Genomic DNA, 23,505 nt, shown 5'->3' on the forward strand with positions numbered 1-23,505 from the left:
AAATACTATGGAAAGGATACTTATCGCTGGAGCGACAGGACATACGGGAAAAAGGGTGATTGAAATTCTCAACAATACTCAAAATTTTAAACCTATCGCAATGATTCGGGATGAGTCACAAAAGCAGATGTTTGATGATATGGATGTTGAAACTGTTTTTGCTGATCTAGAAGAAGATATCGACCACGCCTTTAAAAAGATCGATAGGGTAATATTTACAGCCGGTTCAGGTAGTAAAACAGGACCAGACAAAACCACAAGTGTAGACCAGGAAGGTGCAAAGAAAATGGTGGATGCTGCTAAAAAATATAAAGTAAAAAAGTTCATCATGCTCAGTGCTATGGGAACGGATGATCCTTCCCAAAATAAGGACTTGGAACATTATCTGAAAGCAAAAAAAGAAGCTGATGATTATCTTGTAGACAGTGGTATTCCATACACAATTGTAAGACCCGGAGCCTTAAATGATGATCTTGGCCTTGCTAAGGTAAAAATTGCACCAAAACTTGAAGAGCATGGGGAAATCTCTCGCGATGACGTAGCTTTCTTACTGGTAATGTGTCTGGCTGACCCACTGGCCAAGAATATGGCTTTTGAAGCTTTAGAAGGTGAGGAATCTATAAAATCTGCATTAATTGAATTGAGCCAGAATAATTAATGGCTGAAGGATAAAGGTCTGCATTTGAAATTAATTTCAAATGCAGACCTTTTAAATTTTTTATTTGGGAGCTATTTCTTATCTCCTTCCCCGAATTTTCCAATTATTTTTTCTGCTATAACACTGGCCAGTTTTTTATGAGATTCCACCGTCCACCCTGCTACATGAGGGCTAAGAATAACATTTTGTAAAAACATTAATTCTTGCATTGCTCTGGGAATATTATTTTCTACACTAAGGGCAATATTTTTCTTATTTGAAAACAAACTTTCAAAGGAATCTTTTTCATATTCCAAAACATCCAGGCCAGCGCCCAGAATTCTGCCATCCTTAAGAGCTTCTACCAGATCTTCCGTAACGACGCTTTTCCCACGTGCAGTATTGATAAACCAAAAAGGTTTTTTAAATTTTCCAATGAATTCTTTATTTACCATTTGATTGGTTTGAGGTGTCAACGGGGTATGCAGGCTTACTACATCTACCTTATTGCAAAATTCTTCAAGAGATACCTGTCTGGCATTTTCATCCTCTACATTTTCCTTTATATCATAGCAGAGTATTTCCACCTCAAAACCTTTTAACTTTTTGGCAAAAGCTTTTCCCATATTTCCATAGCCTATAATACCTATGATTTTTCCATCCAGTTCCAGCCCTCGGTTTTCCTCCCTATGCCATAATCCATCTCTTACTTCTCGATCAGCCTTATTCAGTTTATTGAAAAGAGATAAAAGCATTCCTAGAGAATGTTCGGCTACGGCATTTCGGTTTCCTTCAGGGGCAGAGAACAATTCGATATTGTGCTCCCTAGCATATTCTACATCAATACTCTCTAGTCCAGCCCCTACCCTTGCTATAAATTTTAGGTTGGGAGCCGCATCTATAAATTCCTTGTCAATGGTGTATCGGCTTCTGATGACAATCCCGTCATATAGGTGTTGATTAGCCAATGTATCTTCCCTGCTTTGGGTGTAAGCTTCGATATTATGGTGACCGGCTTCCTCCAGTTGTTTTATAAGGGTTGGATGATTGGTATCAGCGTGTAAAATGATCATTTTTTTTGTTTTAATTCTAAAAAATTAATGAAACGGCTGGCTTTCAGAAACTTTCGCCTGAAGCTCCAAACCTAACCAGCAAAGATAAAGAATGATGCCGAAACAAGGAAAAATCGAAGACAGAGCTTCTAAAAACCAAGGATAACCTTGGATAAATAAAAGAAAAGAAAAATTCCAAAAATATCGTTGCTTGTTGTAATGAATGGTCCGGTTGCAATTGCAGGATCAACTCCGCGTTTATCCAGGATAATAGGTACAAAAGTACCTATTAAGGCTGCCAAAATAATGACACTTAATAAGGAAACAGCTATGGTAAGGCTTACAAGTTGGGGTTGCCCCACTAGCTGTCCGAAAATTATAATTAATAACCCAAGGACCACACCATTGATAAGACTAAGGCCCAGCTCCTTTAAAAGCCGGTTAAAAAGGCTCCCCTTTAAGTTGTTATTTGCCAGACCCTGAACAATTATCGCACTGGATTGTACACCAACGTTTCCAGCCATTGCAGCAATAAGAGGTGTAAAAAAGAATAATACTGGAAAACGTGCGAGAGCTTCTTCAAAACCCTGCATCACGTATACACTCCCTAATCCACCAAAAAGACCGAGCACCAACCAGGGTAGGCGTGCACGGGTTAGGCGCCATAGACTGTCATCTGCTTCTACCCCTTCAGAAATACCTGCTGCCATCTGATAATCCTTTTCCGCTTCCTCTTTGATAAAATCTACGATATCATCAATGGTTACCCGACCTACCAAACGCCCCATTTCATCCACCACGGGGATAGCCTCCAAATCATATTTCTGCATTACCCGGGCAACTTCTTCCCCATCGGTATGCACGTTCACGTAATCAACCTGGGGGATATAAACATCACTGATATTGGCGTGACTAGGTGCAGTAAGAAGGTCCTTTAAAGACAACCTTCCTTTCAATTTATTCTTATCATCGACCACGTAAATAGAATGAACCCGAGTCACATTTTCCGCTTGTTGACGCATTTCGGTCATACAACCAGTGACACTCCAGTTTTCATTGACCTTTACTAACTCTTTGGCCATCAGACCCCCCGCAGAATTTTCATCATAACGCAACAATTCCACAATATTATCGGCATGTTCCTCATCGGCCATTTCAGCGATAACATTCTGCTGGCGTTCCAGGGATAATTCAGAAATAATATCCGCTGCATCATCGGTATCCATTTCCTCAAGCTCATCCGCAATCTCTTTAGGAGTAAGGGTATCGAGAATCCGTTCCCTGACATTTTCCTCTAGTTCCATCAAAGCTTCGGCTGTCTTCTGACTATCCAGCAGTTTTACTACATAAACAGCTTCTTCCAGGCTTAGTTCGGTAAGGATTTCAGCAATATCGGCGTGATGCACATCTTCAAGGTGCAAAAGCAGTTCCTCGTTGTTTTTTTCTTCTACGAGGAATTTTATTTTTTCTATTAACTCATTGCTGATCTGAAATTGCATAGGGCTGAATTTTTAAGGTCAATTCAATAAATGCATCGTGGCCCAGTTGCTCAGGACGCTTGTCAAATATAGCATCTTCCCTTAAACTATTGGGTAAATTGAAACTTTTTAAGCTATTTCTAAGAGTTTTTCGGCGTTGATTAAAAGCTGTTTTAACAATTCTAAAAAAAAGCTTTTCATCACAGGCTAATTTCAAATTTTGCTTCCGGGTTAATTTCAATACTCCACTTTCTACCTTTGGAGGTGGATTAAAAACCGAAGGAGGTACCGTAAAAAGATATTCGGCTTCATAAAAGGCCTGAACCAGAACCGATAGGATCCCATAAGTTTTATTGCCTTCTTTCTCACAAATACGTTTTGCTACCTCCTTTTGAAACATCCCCGAAAATTCAGGAATTTGCTCTTTCATTTGCAGCACTTTAAATACAATCTGTGTTGAGATGTTATATGGGAAATTACCGATAACAGCAAATGGTTGGTCACCAAAAATTTCAGAAAGGTTAAACTTCAAAAAATCCTTTTCATGAATTCGACCTTCAAGTTGAGGATAGTTCTCGTGGAGGTAAGCAACACTTTCAGCATCGATTTCAATTACATGAATTTCAGCATCCTTCTGTAGCAAATATTTAGTTAGAACACCCATCCCCGGTCCAACCTCAAGTACTTTTTTATAGTCCGAGAATTTTAAAGTGTCTGCAATTTTCTCAGCAATTTTTTCATCGGTAAGGAAATGTTGTCCCAGATGTTTTTTTGCCCTGACCTCATATTCAGAAAGGCCAGCTGTACGTTTTTTACGAGATTTCCCCATCAAATACCGGTGTTTCTAATTAGATTTCTGCTCGGTGATCACCTCAAGTTCTGTGCGAAAAGTCACCATTTTCCCTTTGAAGGCTTTTCCCCGTGAACGCAAATCCTGAGCATGCTCCCGATAATAATTCTCCAGGCTTTCTTTATCTGGTGCAGTGTATTGCACAGAGTAAGTGATTCCACCCATTTCTTCTTTTACCATAACACGTGTCATTAGAGCCTTTATGAAATTTCCGGTATCTAACATATCTGGAATATGCTCGGTTTTCATCCAGTCTAGCCATTGTTCATGGACAGACTCTTCGATATTAATTGTTACATTATAGATGTACATAGGGAATATATTATTCGATGATATCACCCCTAAGGCGACGATATTTTTTACGGGCTTCTAGAAAATAAATACTATCAGCAAAGTTAAAGATTATTTGCTCGTAATAATCCTTAGCCCTTCCTGGATTATTGAGATGATTCAAATAGAGTTCGGCAAGATAATAATTCGCATTATCGGCAAGAATATCTGTATTGAAATATTTTATAATTTGAAGATAATTCGATTCTGCCTTCTCATATTCTCCGATATTTTCGTAGAGTTTTGCCTGTTTTAAAAGGGATTCATCCTCAATCTTAGATCCTTTATGGTTGATAAGAATTGTATCTAGAGTCTCGATGGCAGTCTTATCTTTCCCCTGGAATGCCAAGAGATCAGCTCTGGCAAATTTTTTTAACGCCAATTGAGAGGTATCCTTAATGGAATTATCCTCAATCAGTAAACTAAGCTCCATGGCATCGTTTGCAATGAGTTGAGAAGTAGAAGATTTAAGGACATCCAACTGGGTTTTGGCCCACTTAAAATCCCCTTTAAAATAACTGGTTTTAGCCACTTTAAAACGGGCTTGTTGAGACATCTCGTCATTCTTAACAAGGTTTTGTATCTGAGAATAATAAATCAAGGCCTCATTAAATTTCTCTTCCATAACCAACACATCAGCAAGCTGCATTTTTATTCGGGCCTTGTCGTAATTTGACCGGGCTTTTTCTGGCAAATTTCTAAGTTGAGCTATAGCGCGCTCTGGCTCACCTAAATTAAAAGCAAGAAGGCGAGTATAATCCAGCTGAAGATTCAGGGTTTTTAAACCGAGTCCGAATTCTTCAAAAAGAGATTGATATTCCTTTTCAATCTCTTCCAAATTTGGATTAACATCCTTTGATTCCAGGTTAAGCAAAAATTGTTTTCCCTGCAGAACAATATTTTCTGACGGGGCTTCTTCTATGACATAAGCAACGATTTCTTTGGCTATTTGCAAATCTCCAGCACTTTCAGCCAGAACAGCGAGCTTAAGAATATCTCGTAAACCAACTTCTCCCCGTCGATATATCGCTTTTTCCTGAGCGAAGGCTTTATCAAAATCCTTTTGCTGAATGAATAACCAGGCTAACATTTCATTATAAAAAACTTGAGGATTCTCCTGTAGCTTTTTAAGTAACAATTTTCGAAAGATCAAATTGGCTTCCGATTTGGCATCCTCGGTGATATATCGGCCAAATTCCCGGTTGGCGACATGGAACAGATTGGGATTTTCCTCGATAAGTTCCAGATAATTAACAAACATCTCTTCGATCTTTCCTTGTTCACCATAGATCCTTGCTAATTGAAGGTTGAAATTGTGATCACTGTGAAGGGCCATTCCTTTTTCATAAGCTGTGGCCGCTTCATCCAACAAATTGTATTTTTCAAATGCCCTGGCGATGCCATAAGCATAATTAGGCCGGGCGTCTATCGCATCCAGAGCTTCTCTGTAAAATTCTTCCGCTTTTGTAGCATTTTCCCTTAATTCGAAATTATGGCCAAGTTCAATTAGTAAATTGGGATTATTGGCTGTATTTTCAAGTTTTTCCCGTAATAACTCCTCAGCATCATCAAACTTTTCAAGTTGTTGATATGAAGAAATCAGACCATAGAAAAAAACAGGATTCCCAGGATTTTCTTTGATTAACTGCTGATAGATTTTCATGGCCTTCTCGTATTCGCCCTGGTCAAAGAAATTTCGAGCAAGATCGTCTGACTGGCCATTGAGTTGAAAAACCCCCAAAAAGAAAACGAATATTAAAAGCAAATTCTGCATCATGTAAAGATAAGAATTTGACTTGTTTTGCAGTGAATTTCAGTAGGTTAATCTATCCGATCAAAGCCAGTATAAGGAACTAAAACCTCAGGAATTTTAATTCCGTCCTCAGTTTGGTAATTCTCTAGAATCCCAGCAAGTACACGAGGCAGAGCTAGAGCACTCCCATTTAACGTGTGTACGAGCTCCTTCTTTCCATTCTTATCTTTGTATCGAAGTTTCAAGCGGTTTGCCTGGAAGGTTTCAAAATTTGAAACTGAACTTATCTCTAACCAGCGATCCTGCGCAGTTGAGAAAACTTCAAAATCGTAAGTGAGAGCCGAAGTAAACCCAAGATCCCCTCCACATAAACGCAAAATACGATAAGGCAATTTGAGGTCCCTTAGCAATTCTTTTATGTGGTCTACCATCTTATCTAAGGCCACATAAGAGTCAGAAGGTTTTTCAATTCTTACAAGCTCTACCTTATCAAACTGGTGGAGGCGGTTCAGTCCACGAACATGAGCGCCATAAGAACCAGCTTCTCTTCTAAAACAAGGGGTATACCCGGTACAGGAAATCGGAAGTTCCTTATCGTTTAGAAGATTGTTGCGGAACATATTGGTAATAGGAACTTCGGCCGTTGGGATCATATATAGATTATCCTCGCCCATATGGTACATCTGTCCTTCCTTATCTGGCAGTTGTCCTGTACCAAATCCAGAAGCTTCATTTACCATTAAAGGTACCTGGAATTCAGTATATCCAGCCTCAGTAGCTCTGTCCAGGAAATACGAGATAAGGGCCCGTTGCAACCTAGCACCTTTCCCTTTATAAACTGGGAAACCTGCCCCCGTGATTTTATTTCCAAGTTCAAAATCAATAATATCATATTTTCTAGCTAGTTCCCAGTGAGGAAGTGCGTTAAGTTCTAGGTCAGGAACATCGCCTTCTTTGAATACCACTTCATTATCCTCTTCATTAACTCCTGCTGGTACATCCTCATGGGGCACATTTGGAATGGTAAAGAGCAACTGTTCTAGTTTTTCGATAGTGACAGAAAGCTTTTCTGAAAGTTCTTTAGAGTTTTCTTTTAATCTTCCAGTCCTTTCTTTGATTAAATTGGCTTTTTGGTGTTCACCATTTTTGAATAATTTCCCAATTTCCTTAGAAAGTTTATTGGATTCAGCCAGAATATCGTCGAGACTCGTTTGGGTGTTTCGCCGCGTTTCGTCGAGGGCTAACACCTCATCCAGAACAGCCTTAGCCTCAAAATTCCTTTTTGCCAACGCCCTTATGTATTGTTCTTTATGCGCTCTTATATTATTGACTTGTAACATAGCTTTGTTTCTACCGGTTTAAAGCAGCAAATGTAACAAAAGCCCCGAAATGTTTTAGTCTAATTTAGAAGGTAAAATCCAGTCTTTGTGTTTAAAATGTTCCCATTTTTCCGCTGCCATATCAACTGTAGGATCAGTGAACTGTTCTGCCGGTCTGCCATTAACCCTTACCTGGGCATCGATATACACTTCAATCTCCTTTCCCTCTCTAGCATACTCTTCTTCCAAACGTTGGGCAAATTGCCAGAGCATATCGGGTTTAGAATTAATTGCTCGAAGTTGTTTGTTTGAGAGATAGTTTGATTTCTTTACGTATATGGTATCAGTCGTGCCTTTCTCCACCACTTTAAAAGTGCTCCTTCCTCCTTTGGAACGTAACATCATACGCCAACTTAATCGGTGACCTTCTTCTGTCCATAGGACATTATCCTTAAAGAACCAGTGACGCAAAGGCAGGGACACTTGCACTATAAACCACCCTGAAATAAGAAAAACAATGATGTTCCGGTGTTTTGGTATTTTAATTTCTTCACCATCATAATATGGTTTTCTACTGAAGAGAAACCATTTATTGATCTTTTCTGAAGGAAAGAAGAAAAGACTAAAGGCAAGTGAGAGATACGGAAATATCCCTATATGAAAAATAAAGCTATTGAAAAGGTGAAAGAAAATCGCTGCCAGGAAGGCCAAAAGTCTAGTTTTCTTCCAAAGAAGAGCGGGAATAATGAGCAAATCAAATAACAATCCAAAATAAGCGATGGCGTAACGCACCCACCATTGTTGAAGAAATTCACCTACAAGCCAATAATCCTGCTTGCTTTTCATTAAAATTGCCGGTAGGGTTCCATCCAGCCAGTCTGGATACATCTTTGCAACTGAGGCGTAAGTAAAAACAATCCATAACTGTAGGACTATCACCAGCCAGACCCAGCGAGGCATAGATATATTTTTGATATCTTTATTTTTCCAGGCATCAATGGAAAAATATCGGTGTGCCGGTAGAAAAACAAATATCATGCAAAGCAGCATCAATAAATAGTAATGATTGTTGTAAGAGGACTTCTGCATCAGGTAAACTGACGCCCACATTACCCCAAAAGCAAACATACTAAGCCGGTATTTGAACCCCAGCATTACAAAAATGCCCAAAAGTCCCATAACACCATAATACCAAAGCATTCCGTCACCGGGGAGAGGCTGAAGAAATTCAAAACCTATAAAATTAAAGGTGAATTGTGGCTCAATAAGAGTTCGTTTTATCCAACCCGTCCAAATAGAGCCCCAGGCTTCGATAGTGATTAGCAACCCAAAAAATACTCTAAAAACAATGAGTGCCGAATTATCTATTTCTTTAAAAAGCCACCTATTGAGCATAGTTATCCTTGATGTATTGCTTTGAAAAAGCTTCATCTTGTTTCATAGCATTTTTAAGAGCATTAATAGAATCGAATTTCTTTTCATCCCTTATTCTCACCAGCATTTCAATCCTAAGAGTTTTTCCGTACAAGTCTTTATCAAGGTTAAAAAAGTAAGTTTCAATTGTCCTTTCCTCTCCGCCCACAGTAGGATTAGTTCCAATATTCATCATTCCAAAAAAACTTTCCCCATCAATTTCGGACCTGACCACATAAACCCCATTTTTTGGAATGAGTTTATAATCTTCAGCAATTTGAAGGTTTGCAGTTGGGTAATTAAAATCTCTTCCTAAACCACGACCTTTGACTATTGCTCCACATAGTGAGAACGGCTGTTGGAGATAATTATTAGCTCGTTCTACACGGCCATCCAGCAAGGCTTTCCTTATCTTGGTGGAACTCACTGCAACCTGATCCACTTCCTCCTTTGTAATTTCATCCACTTCAAAACCAAACTGTTTGCCAAATTCTTTCAGGTTTGTGATATCGGCAGTCCGGTTTCGACCAAAACGATGATCGTAGCCAATAATAACATGGCTGGCCTTAAGTTTATTCACTAAGATATCCCTTACGAATTCAAGAGCGGTAAGCCGCGAAAACTGACGGGTAAATGGGTGAATGACAAGATGATCCACCCCCGTTTCTGAAAGTATACGCTTTCGTTCTTCAATGGTATGGATTAGTTTTATTTCAGAATCCTGTTGCAGGACCATTCGTGGGTGTGGAAAAAAAGTGAGGATTACCGAATCTAAATTACCGGCCTTGGCAGTATTAACCAAACGGTCTATAATTTTTCGGTGACCAGCGTGGACCCCATCAAAGGTGCCAATCGTAACCACCGTTGGTCGCTCGCTGATAAAGGCGTTAGCTCCATTATGTGTTTTCAAAGCCAGATCATTTTCCGTTAAAGGTATTCATTGTATTGTTCACTCCTGCAGTTGCGAACGATTTTATAAGTTCGTACGATTTTTCAAGCCTTTCTGGGAGCTTTCTAAGTTCCTCTTCCCCCCATTCTCCCAGTACATAATCAACCTGGTTCCCTTTAGAAAACTCATCGCTTATTCCGAACCTAAAGCGATTATACTTAGTCGTATTCAAAGTATTCTGAATATCTTTAAGACCATTATGTCCTCCGTCACTACCTTTGGTCTTAAGACGTAAGGTTCCGAAATCGAGATTCAGATCATCTGTAATAACCAACAGATTTTCCAGTGAGATCTTTTCCTTTTGGAGCCAGTAATTAACAGCCTTTCCGCTAAGATTCATATAGGTGGAGGGTTTTAATAAGACAAAGGTTCTGCCTTTAAAATTAAAACGAGCGATATCTCCTAGTTTATCAGTGCTAAAACTGATCTTTTCCTTTTCGGCCAGGAAATCCAGAATTCTGAATCCTATATTATGCCGGGTATTTTCATATTTTTGGCCGATGTTCCCTAGCCCCACTATCAAAAATTTCTTCATAGGATCTGTTTCTTCTTCCCAGTGCCTTTTATTATTGAGTAATCTTCCGAAGAAAGAAAGCATAATTTTCTTTTGGTAAATATAAAATTATTAAAATTCTTTACAACGAAGGTTCGGAAAAGCACGGACAATCTTTTAATAAAAAAGCATCCCTGGAAGGGATGCTTCTATATTTTTACCAAGAATAAAAAGATTAATTATCTTCTCCTTCTTTTACTGCAGCAGCGTCATCTGTTTCAGTTGATGGCACTTCATCTGCTGGTACCTCGTCTTCATCTTCATCCTCAATAGCAACAATATTACGGGATGTTCTTACCTGACAAATTACCGTGTTATCCGGATGTTGGATTTCATAACTATCATCGGCTACAGCAGTAACATAAAGCTTTTGACCAATTTTAAGTTTGGTTACGTTTGCAGTAATATAATCCGGCAATTCATTAGCCAAACCTCTTACTTTCAAACGACGCAAATTATAACGTAAAACACCACCATTTTTAACTCCTTTGGCAACACCTTCGGTATGGATAGGAATTTCCATAGTGATTGGTTTATCATCACTAATTTGATAGAAATCTACGTGCAAAATTGCATCGGTAACCGGGTGGAATTGAATGTCCTGAAGGATGGCATTAAATTTCTCACCATCTTCGAACTTAATCTCCACAGTATGCACATCTGGGGTGTACACAAGGTTGTTAAACGAAATTTCTTCTGTTGCAAAATGCAACGGCTTGGCATCTCCCCCGTATAATACGCAAGGAACCTGTCCAGCATTACGTAGGGCCTTGGTGGCTTTCTTTCCTACGCTTTCTCTTTTAGATCCGTTGATCGTAATTGATTTCATTGTTGAAAAATTTTAGGCTGCAAAAGTAAACTTTTTTGTGTCTATTAAAAACTTAAAAATGAATTATTTGCAAATATCTGTATTCTTAATTTTAATATGGAACTACATTATGAATTTTGAGCTAATTGACTCGTTTTCATGAACCCGCTTCATTACATCTGCTACAAGATCAGCGCAGGTTACTACTTTAATCTTTTTACTTTTCTTTTTAAGAGGAATTGAATCAGTAACAATTAACTCCTGTAGTTTAGAGTTTTCAATGCGGTCATAAGCTTCACCGGAAAGGACTGGATGGGTACAGATAGCTCGAACACTTATTGCTCCGCGTTCCATCATCACATCGGCAGCTTTAGTTAAAGTCCCTGCGGTATCCACCATATCGTCCACTAAAACCACATTTTTTCCTTCTACATTCCCGATTAATTCCATATGGGAAATCTTATTGGCTTTTGCTCTTTGTTTATAACAGATCACCACATCGCTTTCTAAGGCCTTGGAATAGGCATAAGCCCTTTTTGAGCCACCCATGTCCGGAGAAGCAATCGTTAAATTATCCAGATTTAGCGCCCGTAAGTGAGGAAGAAACACGGTAGAGGCAAAGAGATGATCAACCGGTTTTTCGAAGAATCCCTGAATTTGATCAGCGTGAAGATCCATAGTGATTATTCTTGTAGCCCCAGCAGTTTCCAGTATACTGGCAACCATCTTTGCAGCGATTGGCACCCGGGGTTTATCCTTTCGGTCTTGCCTTGCCCAACCAAAATATGGGATCACCGCTGTGATATGTCTGGCGGAAGCGCGTTTGGCTGCATCAAGCATTAAAAGCATTTCCATTAGGTGGTCAGAACCAGGATGAGTTGACCCAATAATAAAAACTCGAGAACCTCTAACCGATTCCTCAAAAGAAGGCTGAAATTCCCCGTCGCTGTAAGTGGATGTAATTACATTTCCAAGTTTAGAACCATAGGAAGCCGCAATTTTTTCAGCAAGCTCCCTGCTTTGGGTGCAATTAAAAATTTTTGCGTCGGGATGAAAAGTAGACATGGTGTTGTGTTGTTAAAGTGTTATTAAAACTGTGCGCAGCAAATTTAAAAATTATATCTGTTTAAGAGCCCTAACGTGCAATTGCTTATAAAATATTTTAAACAAGTTACATATTAGCTTTTCAAACCGATTAAAAATCAAAAATTCTCGCTTCCAAAACAGATTTTTTTTATAATTTTGCGCTCCACTAGGCTCGAGTGGCGGAACTGGTAGACGCGCTGGATTCAAAATCCAGTGACTTCGGTCGTGCGGGTTCGATTCCCGCCTCGAGTACTTTTAAGACTTCAAATGAAGCCAAAACCCCATAAACTTCACTGTTTATGGGGTTTTTCTTTTTTTATGATATCAAATAATATCATTTAAATAGGTATGAAAAGTGTCCTATTCGGTGACCTTTTTGAGTTTCAAAAATAGGTCACCGAATAGGGTGCAATGGTTTGATATACCGATATTTACAGGTGTTTAAATTAAATATAATTGGTTAAATTTAGCCATCTAAAGGAAACCATTATGCAGAATTTACTATCTATTCTCTTCTATATCAAGAGACGAAAAGTTGACAAACAAGGAAAAGTACCCATTTATATGAGAATTACCTACAATGGGAAACGAGCTGAAGTCAGCGCAATGAGAAAAGTGGAATTGAACAAATGGAATTCAAAAGCCAATTGTTATAAGGGCTATTCTAAGGAAGCTAAATTAATAAATAGGAATCTCGATATTATGAGGAATCGTATATATGAGATATATCAAAAACTTCAGGATTCAGGGGAAAATGTTACAGCTACCTTATTAAAGGATATTTATATAGGTAATGACGATTCCAAAAAAGGAATTCTTCAAATGTTCGAGGACCATAATTTCAGAATGAAAAAACTGGTCGGAAAAGATTATTCTTTTAGAACGCTTCAGCGTTACAAGACCACAGAAAAACACTTAACTAATTTCATTTCATCTAACTATAATGCAGAAGATTATCGTGTGAGAGATATTGACACTAAATTTATCAATAGTTTTATATACTATCTCAAAACCGAACTGAACCATTCTCATAATTCAGCTTTAAAATATTTAGCCTATTTCAAAAAAATTGTTCGGGTTGCCGTTGCCAACGGTTGGATCGACAATGATCCTTTTTATAATTTCAAGCTTAAACGCCAGGTTATTGATCGTGAGTTTTTGACCAAAGAAGAAATTATTAAAATAATGGAAAAAGGCTTCACCATCCCCAGGATGGAACAGGTAAGAGATATCTTTCTTTTCTCTTGTTACACCGGTTTGTCATACTCTGATGTTTCCAAACTCACTTCTAATGATATTATTATAGGTGTTGATGGCACCCAATGGATTAAAGTTAAGAGGACAAAAACCAAGTCTCTTAGTAGTATCCCCCTTTTAACCGTTCCGGAAGAGATAATTAAAAAATACAGAAATTTTGAAAATCCTAAGGGTACATTGCTTCCTGTATTTTCAAATCAAAAAACCAATAGTTATTTAAAGGAAATTGCCGACGTGTGCGAAATTAATAAGAACCTAACTTTCCATATGGCAAGACATACATTCGCTACAACAGTTACACTTTCAAATGGGGTACCTATTGAGAGTGTAAGCAAAATGCTTGGGCATAGATCATTAAAAACCACCCAGCATTACGCAAAGATTTTAGACAACAGGTTAAGTGAGGATATGAATAATCTAAGAGGACGAATGGCTGCCAAAGAGAACAAATAAAATTTAACCAGTTTTTTCTATTCATCCTACACGCTTCCATTCTTGAATATAGGAATTTTCCTACAAATCGTTTGTCAAAGAAGGCATTCACCAAGTATTTAAGTTGTTGGGCTGAAAGTTTTTTGCAGTGCCTCCTTTCTTCTTATGTTCGCAAGGCCATAACATAAGTAGGTTAAGTTCATGGTAGATTTGGGGCAAAAGGTGGATGATTTATCCGCCTTTTTTTATGTTCAATTTTCTGGAATCTGAATCAAAAAATAAATAGCAGAAAACCATCTTTCATCCTGATCTATAACGGGATAATTTTATGCTGAATTGAATAAATTTTAGGCGACTATTTCGAAATTTTGTCATAATTCTTCAGTTTCCCTCATTTTTCTATGAGATTTCCATTTTTAGATTCTAAGCCTCAAATGATCATTTTATATCAAATGATATCTTTCTGCATTACATAAATCATTCTGGTATATCAAATTACATTATTCTCAATCAAAATATATTATTGGTGTTTTATATTCATTTATTAATTCATTTTTGTAAATTTAATTGACTATTAATCAGTTATTACAACTAATGAATTAATTTCATCAATGAAGAATCCGAACTCATATATCAGAGTTGGAACTCAGTATTACAAATTGGTAAAAACGCCCAGTATTTCAGGCCAGGTAAATGAATCCATGGTTTCCTGGAATATTGAGACCATTCGACAAGATCACGGTAAAACCTATCTGGCCGCAATTCCAAAATTCGATGGCTTTACCTGTATTCCTGATCATATAAACTTTAAATATTCACATTACAATTTCTATAATACCTATGCCCCACTTAGCCATAAATTAGAAGAGGGGAATTGCCCTGTATCCCTGGAATTCGTCCGCCATATCTTTGGCGATCACTACGAACTGGGCCTGGATTACCTGCAGCTTTTATTTATAAAACCTATCCAGATCCTCCCTATTCTTTGCCTGGTCTCCAGAGAACGCTCTACCGGAAAAAGCACTTTTCTTAAGTGGTTAAAGCTCATATTCGAAAACAATCTTACCTACCTCACCAATGATAGCTTTACCAGTCAATTTAATTCCGATTGGGCCAATAAACTCCTGATCTGTATTGATGAAGTGCTATTCAATAAAGAAGAGCTTACCGAAAGAATAAAATATTTAAGTACCACCAATATCAATAAGCTTGAGGCCAAAGGAAAAGATAAACGTGAAGTGGAGTTCTTCGGAAAGTTTGTCCTGTGCAGCAATAATGAAGAGAATTTTATTAAAATCGACCATCATGAAACCCGTTTTTGGGTCATCAAAGTCCCTAATATCAAAAAGGAACATACTGATTTTTTAGAAACGCTTAGAGCAGAAATCCCGGCTTTCCTGTTTTACCTGAAAAATCGAAAACTATCAACTAGCCACCAAACCCGGATGTGGTTTTCTGCTGAACAAATAGAAACACCTGCTTTACGGAAACTGGTACAGCATAATAAAAACCGGATCGAAAAAGAGCTAGCCAATATTCTATTAATGGTCATGGAAAATCACGACCTGGAAGAGGTCAACATTTGTCCTATGGATGCCCTGAATGCCATAGGTAAAACCAGGCTTCGCACCGATCTTACACAAATACGAAAAATACTAAAGAAGGACTGGAAGCTAGAGAGCCAGCCTAATTCCCATAAGTATCAAAAGTTTACCATTTGGGGTGATGGAAGCACCACTTTCACAGATGGCAAAGGCCGCTATTTCACTATAAATAAAATGTTTCTGACAGAAAATTTTCCAGAGCAGCAACCTGGCTGAATTAGGGCTCCCGAGGAAAAAAATGATGAACTGATGACAAAATGATGCCGGAGAACCCCCAGTGTTTACAGGGGCTCCCGTGCGCTATCATCATCTCATCAAAATAAAGGCTGCTTTTGAAAGAAAAGGGTTTTATATCCTTCTATTTTTTGATGATTGATGACAGAATAAGATTAGACCAGTGATAGCAAGGGTTTAGGCTGTCATCAAAATGTCATCAAACTGTCATCAAAAAATAATGATGCCAAAAATGAGGTAGGAATTCAAAATCACAAACCGAGCTAATACTATTTAAAAAAAATGCTGATGAAAAAAGAAAGATTAAGCTGTGAAAAAGCCCGCAACATTTGCATCGTCAAAAGCCTCGCAAAGCTGGGGCACTTTCCCAGCAGCACAACGGAAAAAGAAGCCTGGTTTCTGAGTCCCCTACGGTCAGAAACACAGGCCTCTTTTAAGGTTTCTAAAATACGCAACAGCTGGTATGACTTCGGAATGGGAAAAGGCGGAAATTTAATTGATCTGGTATGCCTTATAAACGATTGTAAGGTTAAAGAGGCTTTACAATATTTACAGCAAGATAAAGTAACCCCCTATTTCAATCCACCCAAAAAACAGCCTTTAAAAAAAAGAAAAATTCAAATTACAGCTGTGGAACCTCTGAGTCATGCTGCATTAATAAACTATTTAAAATCTAGGAGAATTCCAGTTAAAATAGCATTGCGATATTGTTATCAAGTTCGGTACCGTTGGAAAGACAAACAATATTTTGCCATTGGCCTTGAGAATCATAAAGGCGGTTGGGAATTCAGAAATAAATACTTTAAAAATTCCAGTAGCCCAAAAACCTTTTCCTTCTTTGAAAAAGGATCTAAAAATCTACTGATTACAGAAGGGATGTTCGATTTTCTTTCCCTGGCATCTATGAATGAGAAGCTGGTAAAGAATTCAGACGCTGTTGTCCTGAACTCTTTAGCTTTTATTGAAAAGATAAAATCATTGATTCCAAAATATAAACAGGTACTTCTCTACCTGGATAATGATCCTGCAGGAATAAAAGCTACCGGAATGCTTTTAAACCTTTATCCCAATATCACCGATAAAAGTGATTCTTATAAGCCTTATAAAGACCTGAATGAAAAACTAAAAAATGAAGGGCTCTGAAGAATTTAATAACAAAGATGATCTTCAGAAAAAATTAAAACCTGATCATCAATATTTCCTTCCAATACCTCTGGAGAGTCAGCAAAATGAGGTTTCTACAGAAGATTACCGGGAAGTAAAAACTTCAGAATCTGGTAGAAATTTGGAAGGTAATTCAAGATGTGTGTCTGTGGACACAATCTTGATTTCTCCCGATGGTCGCAATAAAAAAAAGATGTTTAAGGGGAAAAGTGAGCTGGTGAAATTCAGATGCACGATTTATGAAAAAAAGCTCCTTAAGATCAAAGCTAAACACAGCGGAATTACCATTAGTGATTATTGTAGAAGAGCGGTTTTTGAAAAGGAGATCAAAGAGCGACTTTCTGATGATCATATTGAAATCTATAAAACCCTGCTGAAGTTTCATAACAACTTTAAATCCATCGGAAATATGTTCCGAAGGAAAGATCCTAAGCTGACCAAAGAGGTTTACGCTCTTGCCAACACAATTAAATCCAAACTTAAAGATTTAAAGCAATGATAGGTAAAGGCAAATCCATTTCACACACCCGGGCCTCCATGTCCTATGGTTGGAACCAGGAGAAAGATGCTAAGATAGTCTACTCTCAAAATATTATAGGGGAGACTCCTAAAGAGGTGACTGAAGAATTCAGGTTTATCCAGGAGCTAAATCAGAATTGCGAGAAGAATACACTCTCCTTTGTGATTAGCCCTACTATCGATGATGGGAAATACCTGCAGAAAAAAGAATTATCGAAGATATGTGAGAATTTTATGAAGGAGATGGATCTAAAAGATCGCCAAGCGATTGCTTTTGTTCATCAGGATAAATCCCATAAACACATTCATCTTTATGTAAACCGTATTGATTTTAAAGGTCAGGCCTACAAGGATAGTTTTATAGGAAAACGGAGTCAGCATGCTGCAGAGAAAGTAGCGGAAAGAATGCAGCTGACTACAGTGAAACAGGTGCAATGGGAGAAAGAACATAACTTATTGGCCATTAGAACGGAGATTAAGAGACGGCACGATCTAACGATGAAACAGTTTAAGCCACGTACTTTTCCCGCCTATATTAAAGCAATGGAAACCAATGGGGTTAAAGTGATTCCTTCGATTAATAAAGCGAATAAACTCCAGGGATTTCGGTTTGAGTTTGATGGGTATAACCTTAAAGGTAGTGAGATACACCGCTCGATGACCGGTGGGAATATTGGCAAGAGCCTGGCCTCAGAAAAAAGTATTTCCAGCTTCCTTAAAGAAAATACCCAGCTTAATCTGGCCGGGAAAGCGGTAGAACTTTCTTCCGGGATGGCTAAAGCAATAGCAAAACAAATAATTAAGAAAACAATCTCAAAAGGTCTGGATATGGGAATGTGATAATAAATTAAAAGTTATGACCAAATTAGAACAACTTAGTGAATTGCTGGTTGCAGAAATCAGCCAGTTTGAAAAAACGGTGGAGAAATTGGAGAAAATTCAACAGCAGAAAATCGAAATAGATAGCAGGGCCATAGAGTTACTATTTAGAAAGCATCAAGCAAAAGTGGAAGAAGTCCTGGAGATTCATTCCAGAGAAATCCAAGATCTTAAAGTACACCTACAAAATGCCAAAGCCTATCCGGCCTGGGCATTAATACTCTTTTGTGGGTCGCTAATTATTAATGGAATTTTGATTTATGTGTTTTTTACTTAACCAGTAAAATTTGAAAAAAATTTTTCTTTTACATTTCTAGAATTTTGGACCGACTTAAATCTATGATTTAGAAATAATGCATTTATCCCATTTTAAATGTTAATTAAAAAGTATTTTAGCTTTTATATAACGAGTTGGGACTTTTATTCAATGCTTCGAAATACGAAAGAAATACAAGAAAGAATTGGGCTTCTTCAAGAAGCTTTAAAGGAGTTTACGGACAATTATCAGAACCCCTTTGCAATGCTAGCGGAAATGATAAAAACCATCGAAGAAAAAGCTCCAGATGGATTTAGAGAATTAGCAAAATATGGTTGGTATTTAGATTATAGCTGTCTTCCAAAAACACCTTTAGAATTAGGAGAAAAATTGAAAAAAGGTAAAGTTGATGAAGTTGATCAATTCTTAATAAATTACTATGAAAACGAATTAGAGAATATCCGGACCCGATTAATTAAAAAAAATGGTCATAGAAAGGAAATTATAGATGAAGCCTTAGAGAATCATAACAAAAAGAACTATAATTCTTCAATCACATTATTACTCACCCAAGCAGATGGCTTATGTTATGACAAAACAAAAAAGCTATTTTTTAAAAACAATTCTAAACTATCGAGAAAGAATAAATATAAGCCGGAAATTGAAGAAATCTTAGCTAATGATACAGCCATGTTATTAAAGGAATTTTTAGCTCCTATGAATGAACCCACAGCTATAAATGAACTAAGTAGTAAACTTGAAAAATTTCCAGTTCGACTCAACAGACACGAAATATTGCACGGAATGGATTATAATTATGGAACAAAAATAAATTCCTTAAAGATTATTTCATTTTTGAGTTATATAAATGATGTATTGCACTAAAAAACTGGCTCCACCGGTGAATAACACAAATTGACAACCTTTTAAAATAGAATTTAACGGACAATTTTATCTATCCTTCCCGCAACTTGCGTTATTCGGGACGTTGGCAATAATAATTTTAAACAAAAATGAAAGAAACAGAATACGACACTAATTGTCGACCAATTAGAAGGGCTAACATTCCAAGCTACAGAAGATATCTTAAATAGAGCTAAATCCCACGCCAATATAAAATATACACTAACAAAAACTACTTAATATTCCTCTTTATATCCTCATAAAGTTCGTTAGTCCTAATCCAACTCCCATCACTGAGTAAAACTGACGCATTATGATTGTCGTTTGATAGTTTTGTAAGCTTCCCTTAAAACCGAACTGTTTAAAAGTAGAATAATTCTTAATTTTAAGCAGTATGAAAAAAAGTAAATTTTCCCCTCAGAAAATCTCTAAGATCCTTAAAGAATTCGATAACGGTAAAACCGCCGCTGAGATCAGCCGTGAGTATGGCATCAGCACAGCTGCTTTTTATAAGTGGCGTGAGCGTTATAGTGGCATGAATGGTAAAGAATTAAAACGCCTTAAGGAGCTTGAAGAAGAGAATCGTCGGCTCAAACAAATGTATGCTACCCTTTCTTTGGATCATGAGATGGCTAAAGAGATCATCGAAAAAAAGCTCTAAAGCCTTGCCGTAAGAGAACCATAGCTAAAGAACTTGCTCATTACGGTATAAGCAGGGCGTGCCGTGTCCTAAATCTGAGCAAGAGTGTGTTTTATTATATTCCGCTTCCTAAAGATGATAAGCCTATAGAAAAAGCCTTACAGGAAAAGGCAGAGAAATATAGTGAAGAAGGCTTTTGGATGGCTTATGAGAGACTGCGTAAAGAAGGAAAACCATGGAACCACAAGCGAGTTTATCGTGTATACAAGAATCTTGGGCTAAGTCTAAGGCGTAAAGTGAAGAAAAGACTACCAGCAAGAATAAAAGAACCCTTAGAAGTACCTAAAACCCTCAACCATACCTGGAGTATGGATTTTGTAACAGATGTTCTGGATAATAAGAGAAGGTTTAGAGCCTTTACCATTATTGATGATTACAACCGGGAAGCACTTCATATAGAAGTTGATTTTTCCTTGCCCAGCAATAGGGTAATTTGGGTGTTAAACCACTTAATCAACCGAAGAACAAAACCTCAGAAGATAAGAATGGACAATGGTCCTGAATTTATTGCTAAAATAGCTTCAGAATGGAGTCAGATGCATGGAATAGACTTCCAGTATATCCAGCCAGGAAAACCTACACAAAATGCTTTTATTGAACGATTCAACGGAAGTTATAGAAGAGGAGTTTTAAATAAATACATTTTTGAAGACTTGGACCAGGTAAGGGAACAAACACAAATCTGGATGGACGATTATAATCATCAAAGACCTCACGATGCTTTAGGAAAAATGGCACCTATAGAATATGCAAAATTTAATTCTCTATTAGAAACCACAGATCAAACGAAAAACAATAATTTTATACCATCAAGCAGTTCTAATTAGGGGAAGCTTACAGTTTAACAGCTTGTACTTCTGAAAATCTGATTAACATATCGCCATCGTCAGAATGTTGTTTGATAAAATCTTTCATAATCATTGTGTTTTACAGCCAAGATAAAAGAAATAAAACAGACATATTTGCGGAAAACCTTATTTTAAGTTAAAAAGATAAGTTTATCTTAGTTAATAAAAAGAAATTAAATGCGGGATTTTAAGATTATAGTGGGCCTCTTATTAATAGGATTTTCTCTTTTCACTTTTGGTAACACTTATGATCAATATAAAGGCGAAGAAATTTATGGTGCTTTAACCACATTTATTTTACTCATTTTAGTTGGTGTTGCCTTAATTTATAGTACACAGCATAAAAAAATTCAAGAAGAAAAAAGGAAAGAAAAAGCATATTTAAGGGAAAGAGCAATAATTAATGAAATTTCGGAAAAAGAAGAAAATTTAATAAACTTAAGAGATAAAGGTATTCTTTCGGAGGGAGAATTTAAATCTAAAATTTCAAAAATTCATCAAGATAAGGCTTATACAGAGCTTGAAAAAACTAAAGAATACCAACAGCTTAAACAGCTTTATAATTCGGGAGTTCTTACAAAAGAGGAGTATGATTCAAAAGTAAAAATACTAATAGAGAAACAGAATTCTGATTTGAAGGCGGGAGGATTAAAAAGTAAGCTTGAAAATACAGAATATCATCAAATAAGCCAGTTTAAAGAAAATCGAGGAAGAATATGGGACAAAAATCAATTGTTTGGTTTCATAGATGAAAATTATGATACTATTGTAGAGCCTAAATATACCATTGCAGAAGATTTCAATGAAGGGTTAGCTTTAGTTATGTTATATGATAATTATGGATTCATAAATAAAAAAGGAGATATTGTAATTCATTTGCAATATGAATTCGCTAAAAGCTTTGAAAACGGAGTTGCCAAAGTACGATTAGGAAAAGAAGAGTTTTATATAAACAAAACTGGTCAAGAAGTAGCCAAATAATATTAAAAAGACGGACACAACCCGCCTTAAACAAGAACCCTTATTTTTTGAAATATTTGGGTTTTGATCTGTAAAAGTACTTACGCCCATCTTAAAGGGCTTGTCTACTCTTACAAATTTGTCTTATGAATTCGCCATAGCTCTTCCATTTTGTGTGAATAAAAAGAGGTGCATTTTGAGGACCACCAAAGGGTTTATACGAGACGTTGCGCCTATTGTTATGGTACGGTAAAGGGAGATCCTTTACATAGTTAAAGGGACATAGTTTACACTTTTAAGATTTATAAATTACGTGAAAATGTAATTTATCATGGTCTGGAAAGCAAAAACTAAAATGGAACAAAAAGTAGAATTCATTCATGAATGGTTAACTCAAAAATACACCATCACAGAACTTTGTAGGTCATTTCATATATCCCGGCCAACCGCTTACAAGCTTATTTCCAGATATGAAAAAATGGGACTATCCGGGTTAATTGAGCAAGAAAGAGCTCCGATTAATCATCCTAACAGGACCGATCAAAAAGTTGAAGATTCGATTTTAAAATTGAAGAACAAACACCTGCTTTGGGGTGCCAAGAAAATTCGGATTTTGTTGTTTAAACAGTACCCTGAAGAACTTATTCCAAGTGTGGTTACGGTTCATAACATTCTTTCCAGAAATGGCCTGGTTAAACCTCAAAAGCGAAGCCGCAGGGTCAAGCCAGTATTTCCCATTTTTGATCCTAAGAAGTGCAACGAAGTTTGGAGCGCAGACTATAAAGGGAAGTTTTTAATGGGGAACAAAATATACTGTCATCCGCTCACCATTGCTGATTCCAAGAGTAGATTTTTGTTTACGGCAAAAGGACATTACAAAGAGAACTTTCAGTCTGTCAAGCAAGAGTTTACGCAGGTCTTCAGGAAGTATGGTATCCCTAAACAAATACATACCGACAATGGAAGTCCGTTTGGATCTGTGTCTGCTATTCAAAGATATACCAGGCTATCCTACTGGTTTATCGAGTTGGGTATTGATCCGGTTTATTCCGACCCGGCAAGACCAGACCAAAATGGTCGGCACGAGCGTATGCACCGTGATTTAAAGGCAGCTTGTGCGAAACCTTCATCATTCGACCTGAAGTCTCAACAACGTAGCTTAAACCGGTTTGTGAAAGAATATAACCACGTTAGACCTCATGAATCTTTAGGGATGAAAACACCTGCAGATTGCCATGATTTTTCTACAAGACCATACCCTGAAAAAATCCCTAATTATGACTATCCCTCGACCATGAAAGTGATGAAAGTATGTCAAAATGGATCCTTGCGTTGGAAGTCGGTTTACTGGGTATTTTTAACCTCAGGACTTAAAGGAAAATACATCGGTGTTGAAGACCAGGGAAATGGAATCTGGAGGGTATTTTACAGAGAAGTTTTTTTAGGTTACTTTAACGAAAAGAAAATAAGAGATAAACAAGTATCAATTAGACTAAGTCAGAATCTAGTGTAAAGTATGTG

22 protein-coding genes and 1 tRNA gene are annotated in these 23,505 nt (G+C 37.2%); 12 read left to right on the forward strand and 11 right to left on the reverse strand.

Going from position 1 to position 23,505, the window contains the following annotated elements:
* The first annotated feature begins 7 nt into the window (after positions 1-7).
* The gene (locus ACW6NC_RS01915) at positions 8-658 is read left to right on the forward strand and encodes an SDR family oxidoreductase (RefSeq protein ID WP_457863476.1); all 651 of its coding nucleotides are present in this window, start codon (positions 8-10) and stop codon (positions 656-658) included.
* Positions 659-729: 71 nt separating this feature from the next.
* Here the strand turns inward: ACW6NC_RS01915 and ACW6NC_RS01920 are convergent, their stop codons facing one another.
* The 11 genes from ACW6NC_RS01920 to ACW6NC_RS01970 form a co-directional block, all read right to left on the reverse strand.
* Complete coding sequence (locus tag ACW6NC_RS01920; RefSeq protein WP_457863478.1) at positions 730-1,710, reverse strand: 2-hydroxyacid dehydrogenase; 981 nt, start codon at positions 1,708-1,710, stop codon at positions 730-732.
* A 128-nt stretch (positions 1,711-1,838) separates the two neighbouring features.
* Positions 1,839-3,188: a magnesium transporter gene (mgtE, locus tag ACW6NC_RS01925; protein ID WP_457863480.1), complete on the reverse strand. Its 1,350-nt coding sequence runs from the start codon at positions 3,186-3,188 to the stop codon at positions 1,839-1,841.
* Positions 3,166-3,996 carry a 16S rRNA (adenine(1518)-N(6)/adenine(1519)-N(6))-dimethyltransferase RsmA gene (rsmA, locus tag ACW6NC_RS01930; protein ID WP_457863482.1) on the reverse strand — a complete coding sequence of 277 codons (831 nt, stop codon included), beginning with the start codon at positions 3,994-3,996 and terminating at the stop codon, positions 3,166-3,168. Before rsmA ends, mgtE begins: the two co-directional genes overlap by 23 nt.
* Before the next feature lie 15 nt (positions 3,997-4,011).
* Positions 4,012-4,329 (reverse strand): DUF4286 family protein, encoded by a 318-nt coding sequence (locus ACW6NC_RS01935; protein WP_457863484.1) that lies wholly within the window; start codon positions 4,327-4,329, stop codon positions 4,012-4,014.
* A 10-nt stretch (positions 4,330-4,339) separates the two neighbouring features.
* Positions 4,340-6,124, reverse strand: a complete 1,785-nt coding sequence (locus tag ACW6NC_RS01940) for a tetratricopeptide repeat protein (protein WP_457863485.1) — start codon at positions 6,122-6,124, stop codon at positions 4,340-4,342.
* Between the two features lie 44 nt (positions 6,125-6,168).
* Positions 6,169-7,440 carry a serine--tRNA ligase gene (gene serS, locus ACW6NC_RS01945; RefSeq protein WP_457863487.1) on the reverse strand — a complete coding sequence of 424 codons (1,272 nt, stop codon included), beginning with the start codon at positions 7,438-7,440 and terminating at the stop codon, positions 6,169-6,171.
* Between the two features lie 54 nt (positions 7,441-7,494).
* A complete protein-coding gene (locus tag ACW6NC_RS01950) occupies positions 7,495-8,814 on the reverse strand; it encodes an HTTM domain-containing protein (protein WP_457863666.1) in 1,320 nt (439 codons plus the stop codon).
* Positions 8,804-9,742, reverse strand: a complete 939-nt coding sequence (locus ACW6NC_RS01955; protein WP_457863489.1) for a bifunctional riboflavin kinase/FAD synthetase — start codon at positions 9,740-9,742, stop codon at positions 8,804-8,806. Before ACW6NC_RS01955 ends, ACW6NC_RS01950 begins: the two co-directional genes overlap by 11 nt.
* 7 nt (positions 9,743-9,749) lie before the next feature.
* Positions 9,750-10,379, reverse strand: coding sequence for an aminoacyl-tRNA hydrolase (gene pth, locus ACW6NC_RS01960; protein ID WP_457863491.1), 630 nt, complete (start codon positions 10,377-10,379; stop codon positions 9,750-9,752).
* Between the two features lie 130 nt (positions 10,380-10,509).
* A complete protein-coding gene (locus tag ACW6NC_RS01965) occupies positions 10,510-11,163 on the reverse strand; it encodes a 50S ribosomal protein L25/general stress protein Ctc (RefSeq protein ID WP_457863493.1) in 654 nt (217 codons plus the stop codon).
* Positions 11,164-11,265: 102 nt separating this feature from the next.
* A complete protein-coding gene (locus ACW6NC_RS01970; RefSeq protein WP_457863495.1) occupies positions 11,266-12,207 on the reverse strand; it encodes a ribose-phosphate pyrophosphokinase in 942 nt (313 codons plus the stop codon).
* A gap of 191 nt (positions 12,208-12,398) precedes the next feature.
* Here ACW6NC_RS01970 and ACW6NC_RS01975 point away from each other — a divergent pair.
* The 11 genes from ACW6NC_RS01975 to ACW6NC_RS02025 all read left to right on the forward strand — a co-directional run bounded on the left by ACW6NC_RS01975 (position 12,399) and on the right by ACW6NC_RS02025 (position 23,497).
* Positions 12,399-12,480: transfer RNA gene (locus ACW6NC_RS01975), tRNA-Leu, on the forward strand.
* 237 nt (positions 12,481-12,717) lie between these two features.
* The gene (locus ACW6NC_RS01980) at positions 12,718-13,938 is read left to right on the forward strand and encodes a site-specific integrase (protein WP_457863497.1); all 1,221 of its coding nucleotides are present in this window, start codon (positions 12,718-12,720) and stop codon (positions 13,936-13,938) included.
* 590 nt (positions 13,939-14,528) lie between these two features.
* Entirely contained in the window at positions 14,529-15,737 is a 1,209-nt protein-coding gene (locus ACW6NC_RS01985; protein WP_457863499.1) for a primase-helicase family protein, read from the forward strand.
* A gap of 306 nt (positions 15,738-16,043) precedes the next feature.
* Positions 16,044-16,898, forward strand: a complete 855-nt coding sequence (locus ACW6NC_RS01990) for a toprim domain-containing protein (protein WP_457863501.1) — start codon at positions 16,044-16,046, stop codon at positions 16,896-16,898.
* Positions 16,885-17,418: a mobilization protein MbpA gene (mbpA, locus tag ACW6NC_RS01995; RefSeq protein WP_457863503.1), complete on the forward strand. Its 534-nt coding sequence runs from the start codon at positions 16,885-16,887 to the stop codon at positions 17,416-17,418. The genes ACW6NC_RS01990 and mbpA overlap by 14 nt, the downstream gene beginning before the upstream one ends.
* Positions 17,415-18,278: a relaxase/mobilization nuclease domain-containing protein gene (locus ACW6NC_RS02000; RefSeq protein ID WP_457863505.1), complete on the forward strand. Its 864-nt coding sequence runs from the start codon at positions 17,415-17,417 to the stop codon at positions 18,276-18,278. Before mbpA ends, ACW6NC_RS02000 begins: the two co-directional genes overlap by 4 nt.
* 16 nt (positions 18,279-18,294) lie before the next feature.
* Positions 18,295-18,594 (forward strand): DUF6730 family protein, encoded by a 300-nt coding sequence (locus tag ACW6NC_RS02005; protein WP_457863507.1) that lies wholly within the window; start codon positions 18,295-18,297, stop codon positions 18,592-18,594.
* 96 nt (positions 18,595-18,690) lie between these two features.
* Entirely contained in the window at positions 18,691-19,458 is a 768-nt protein-coding gene (locus ACW6NC_RS02010; protein ID WP_457863509.1) for a hypothetical protein, read from the forward strand.
* 412 nt (positions 19,459-19,870) lie between these two features.
* Positions 19,871-21,003 (forward strand): IS3 family transposase gene (locus ACW6NC_RS02015; protein WP_457863511.1). Its coding sequence is split into 2 segments (ribosomal slippage): positions 19,871-20,132 and positions 20,132-21,003, totalling 1,134 coding nucleotides; the frame shifts between segments, so codons are not numbered across the junction.
* Positions 21,004-21,201: 198 nt separating this feature from the next.
* Positions 21,202-22,005, forward strand: coding sequence for a WG repeat-containing protein (locus ACW6NC_RS02020; protein WP_457863512.1), 804 nt, complete (start codon positions 21,202-21,204; stop codon positions 22,003-22,005).
* Positions 22,006-22,339: 334 nt separating this feature from the next.
* On the forward strand, positions 22,340-23,497 hold the full coding sequence (locus ACW6NC_RS02025; RefSeq protein ID WP_457863513.1) for an integrase core domain-containing protein: 1,158 nt from the start codon (positions 22,340-22,342) through the stop codon (positions 23,495-23,497).
* Positions 23,498-23,505: the final 8 nt, after the last annotated feature.

This window comes from Salegentibacter profundi (assembly GCF_054121475.1).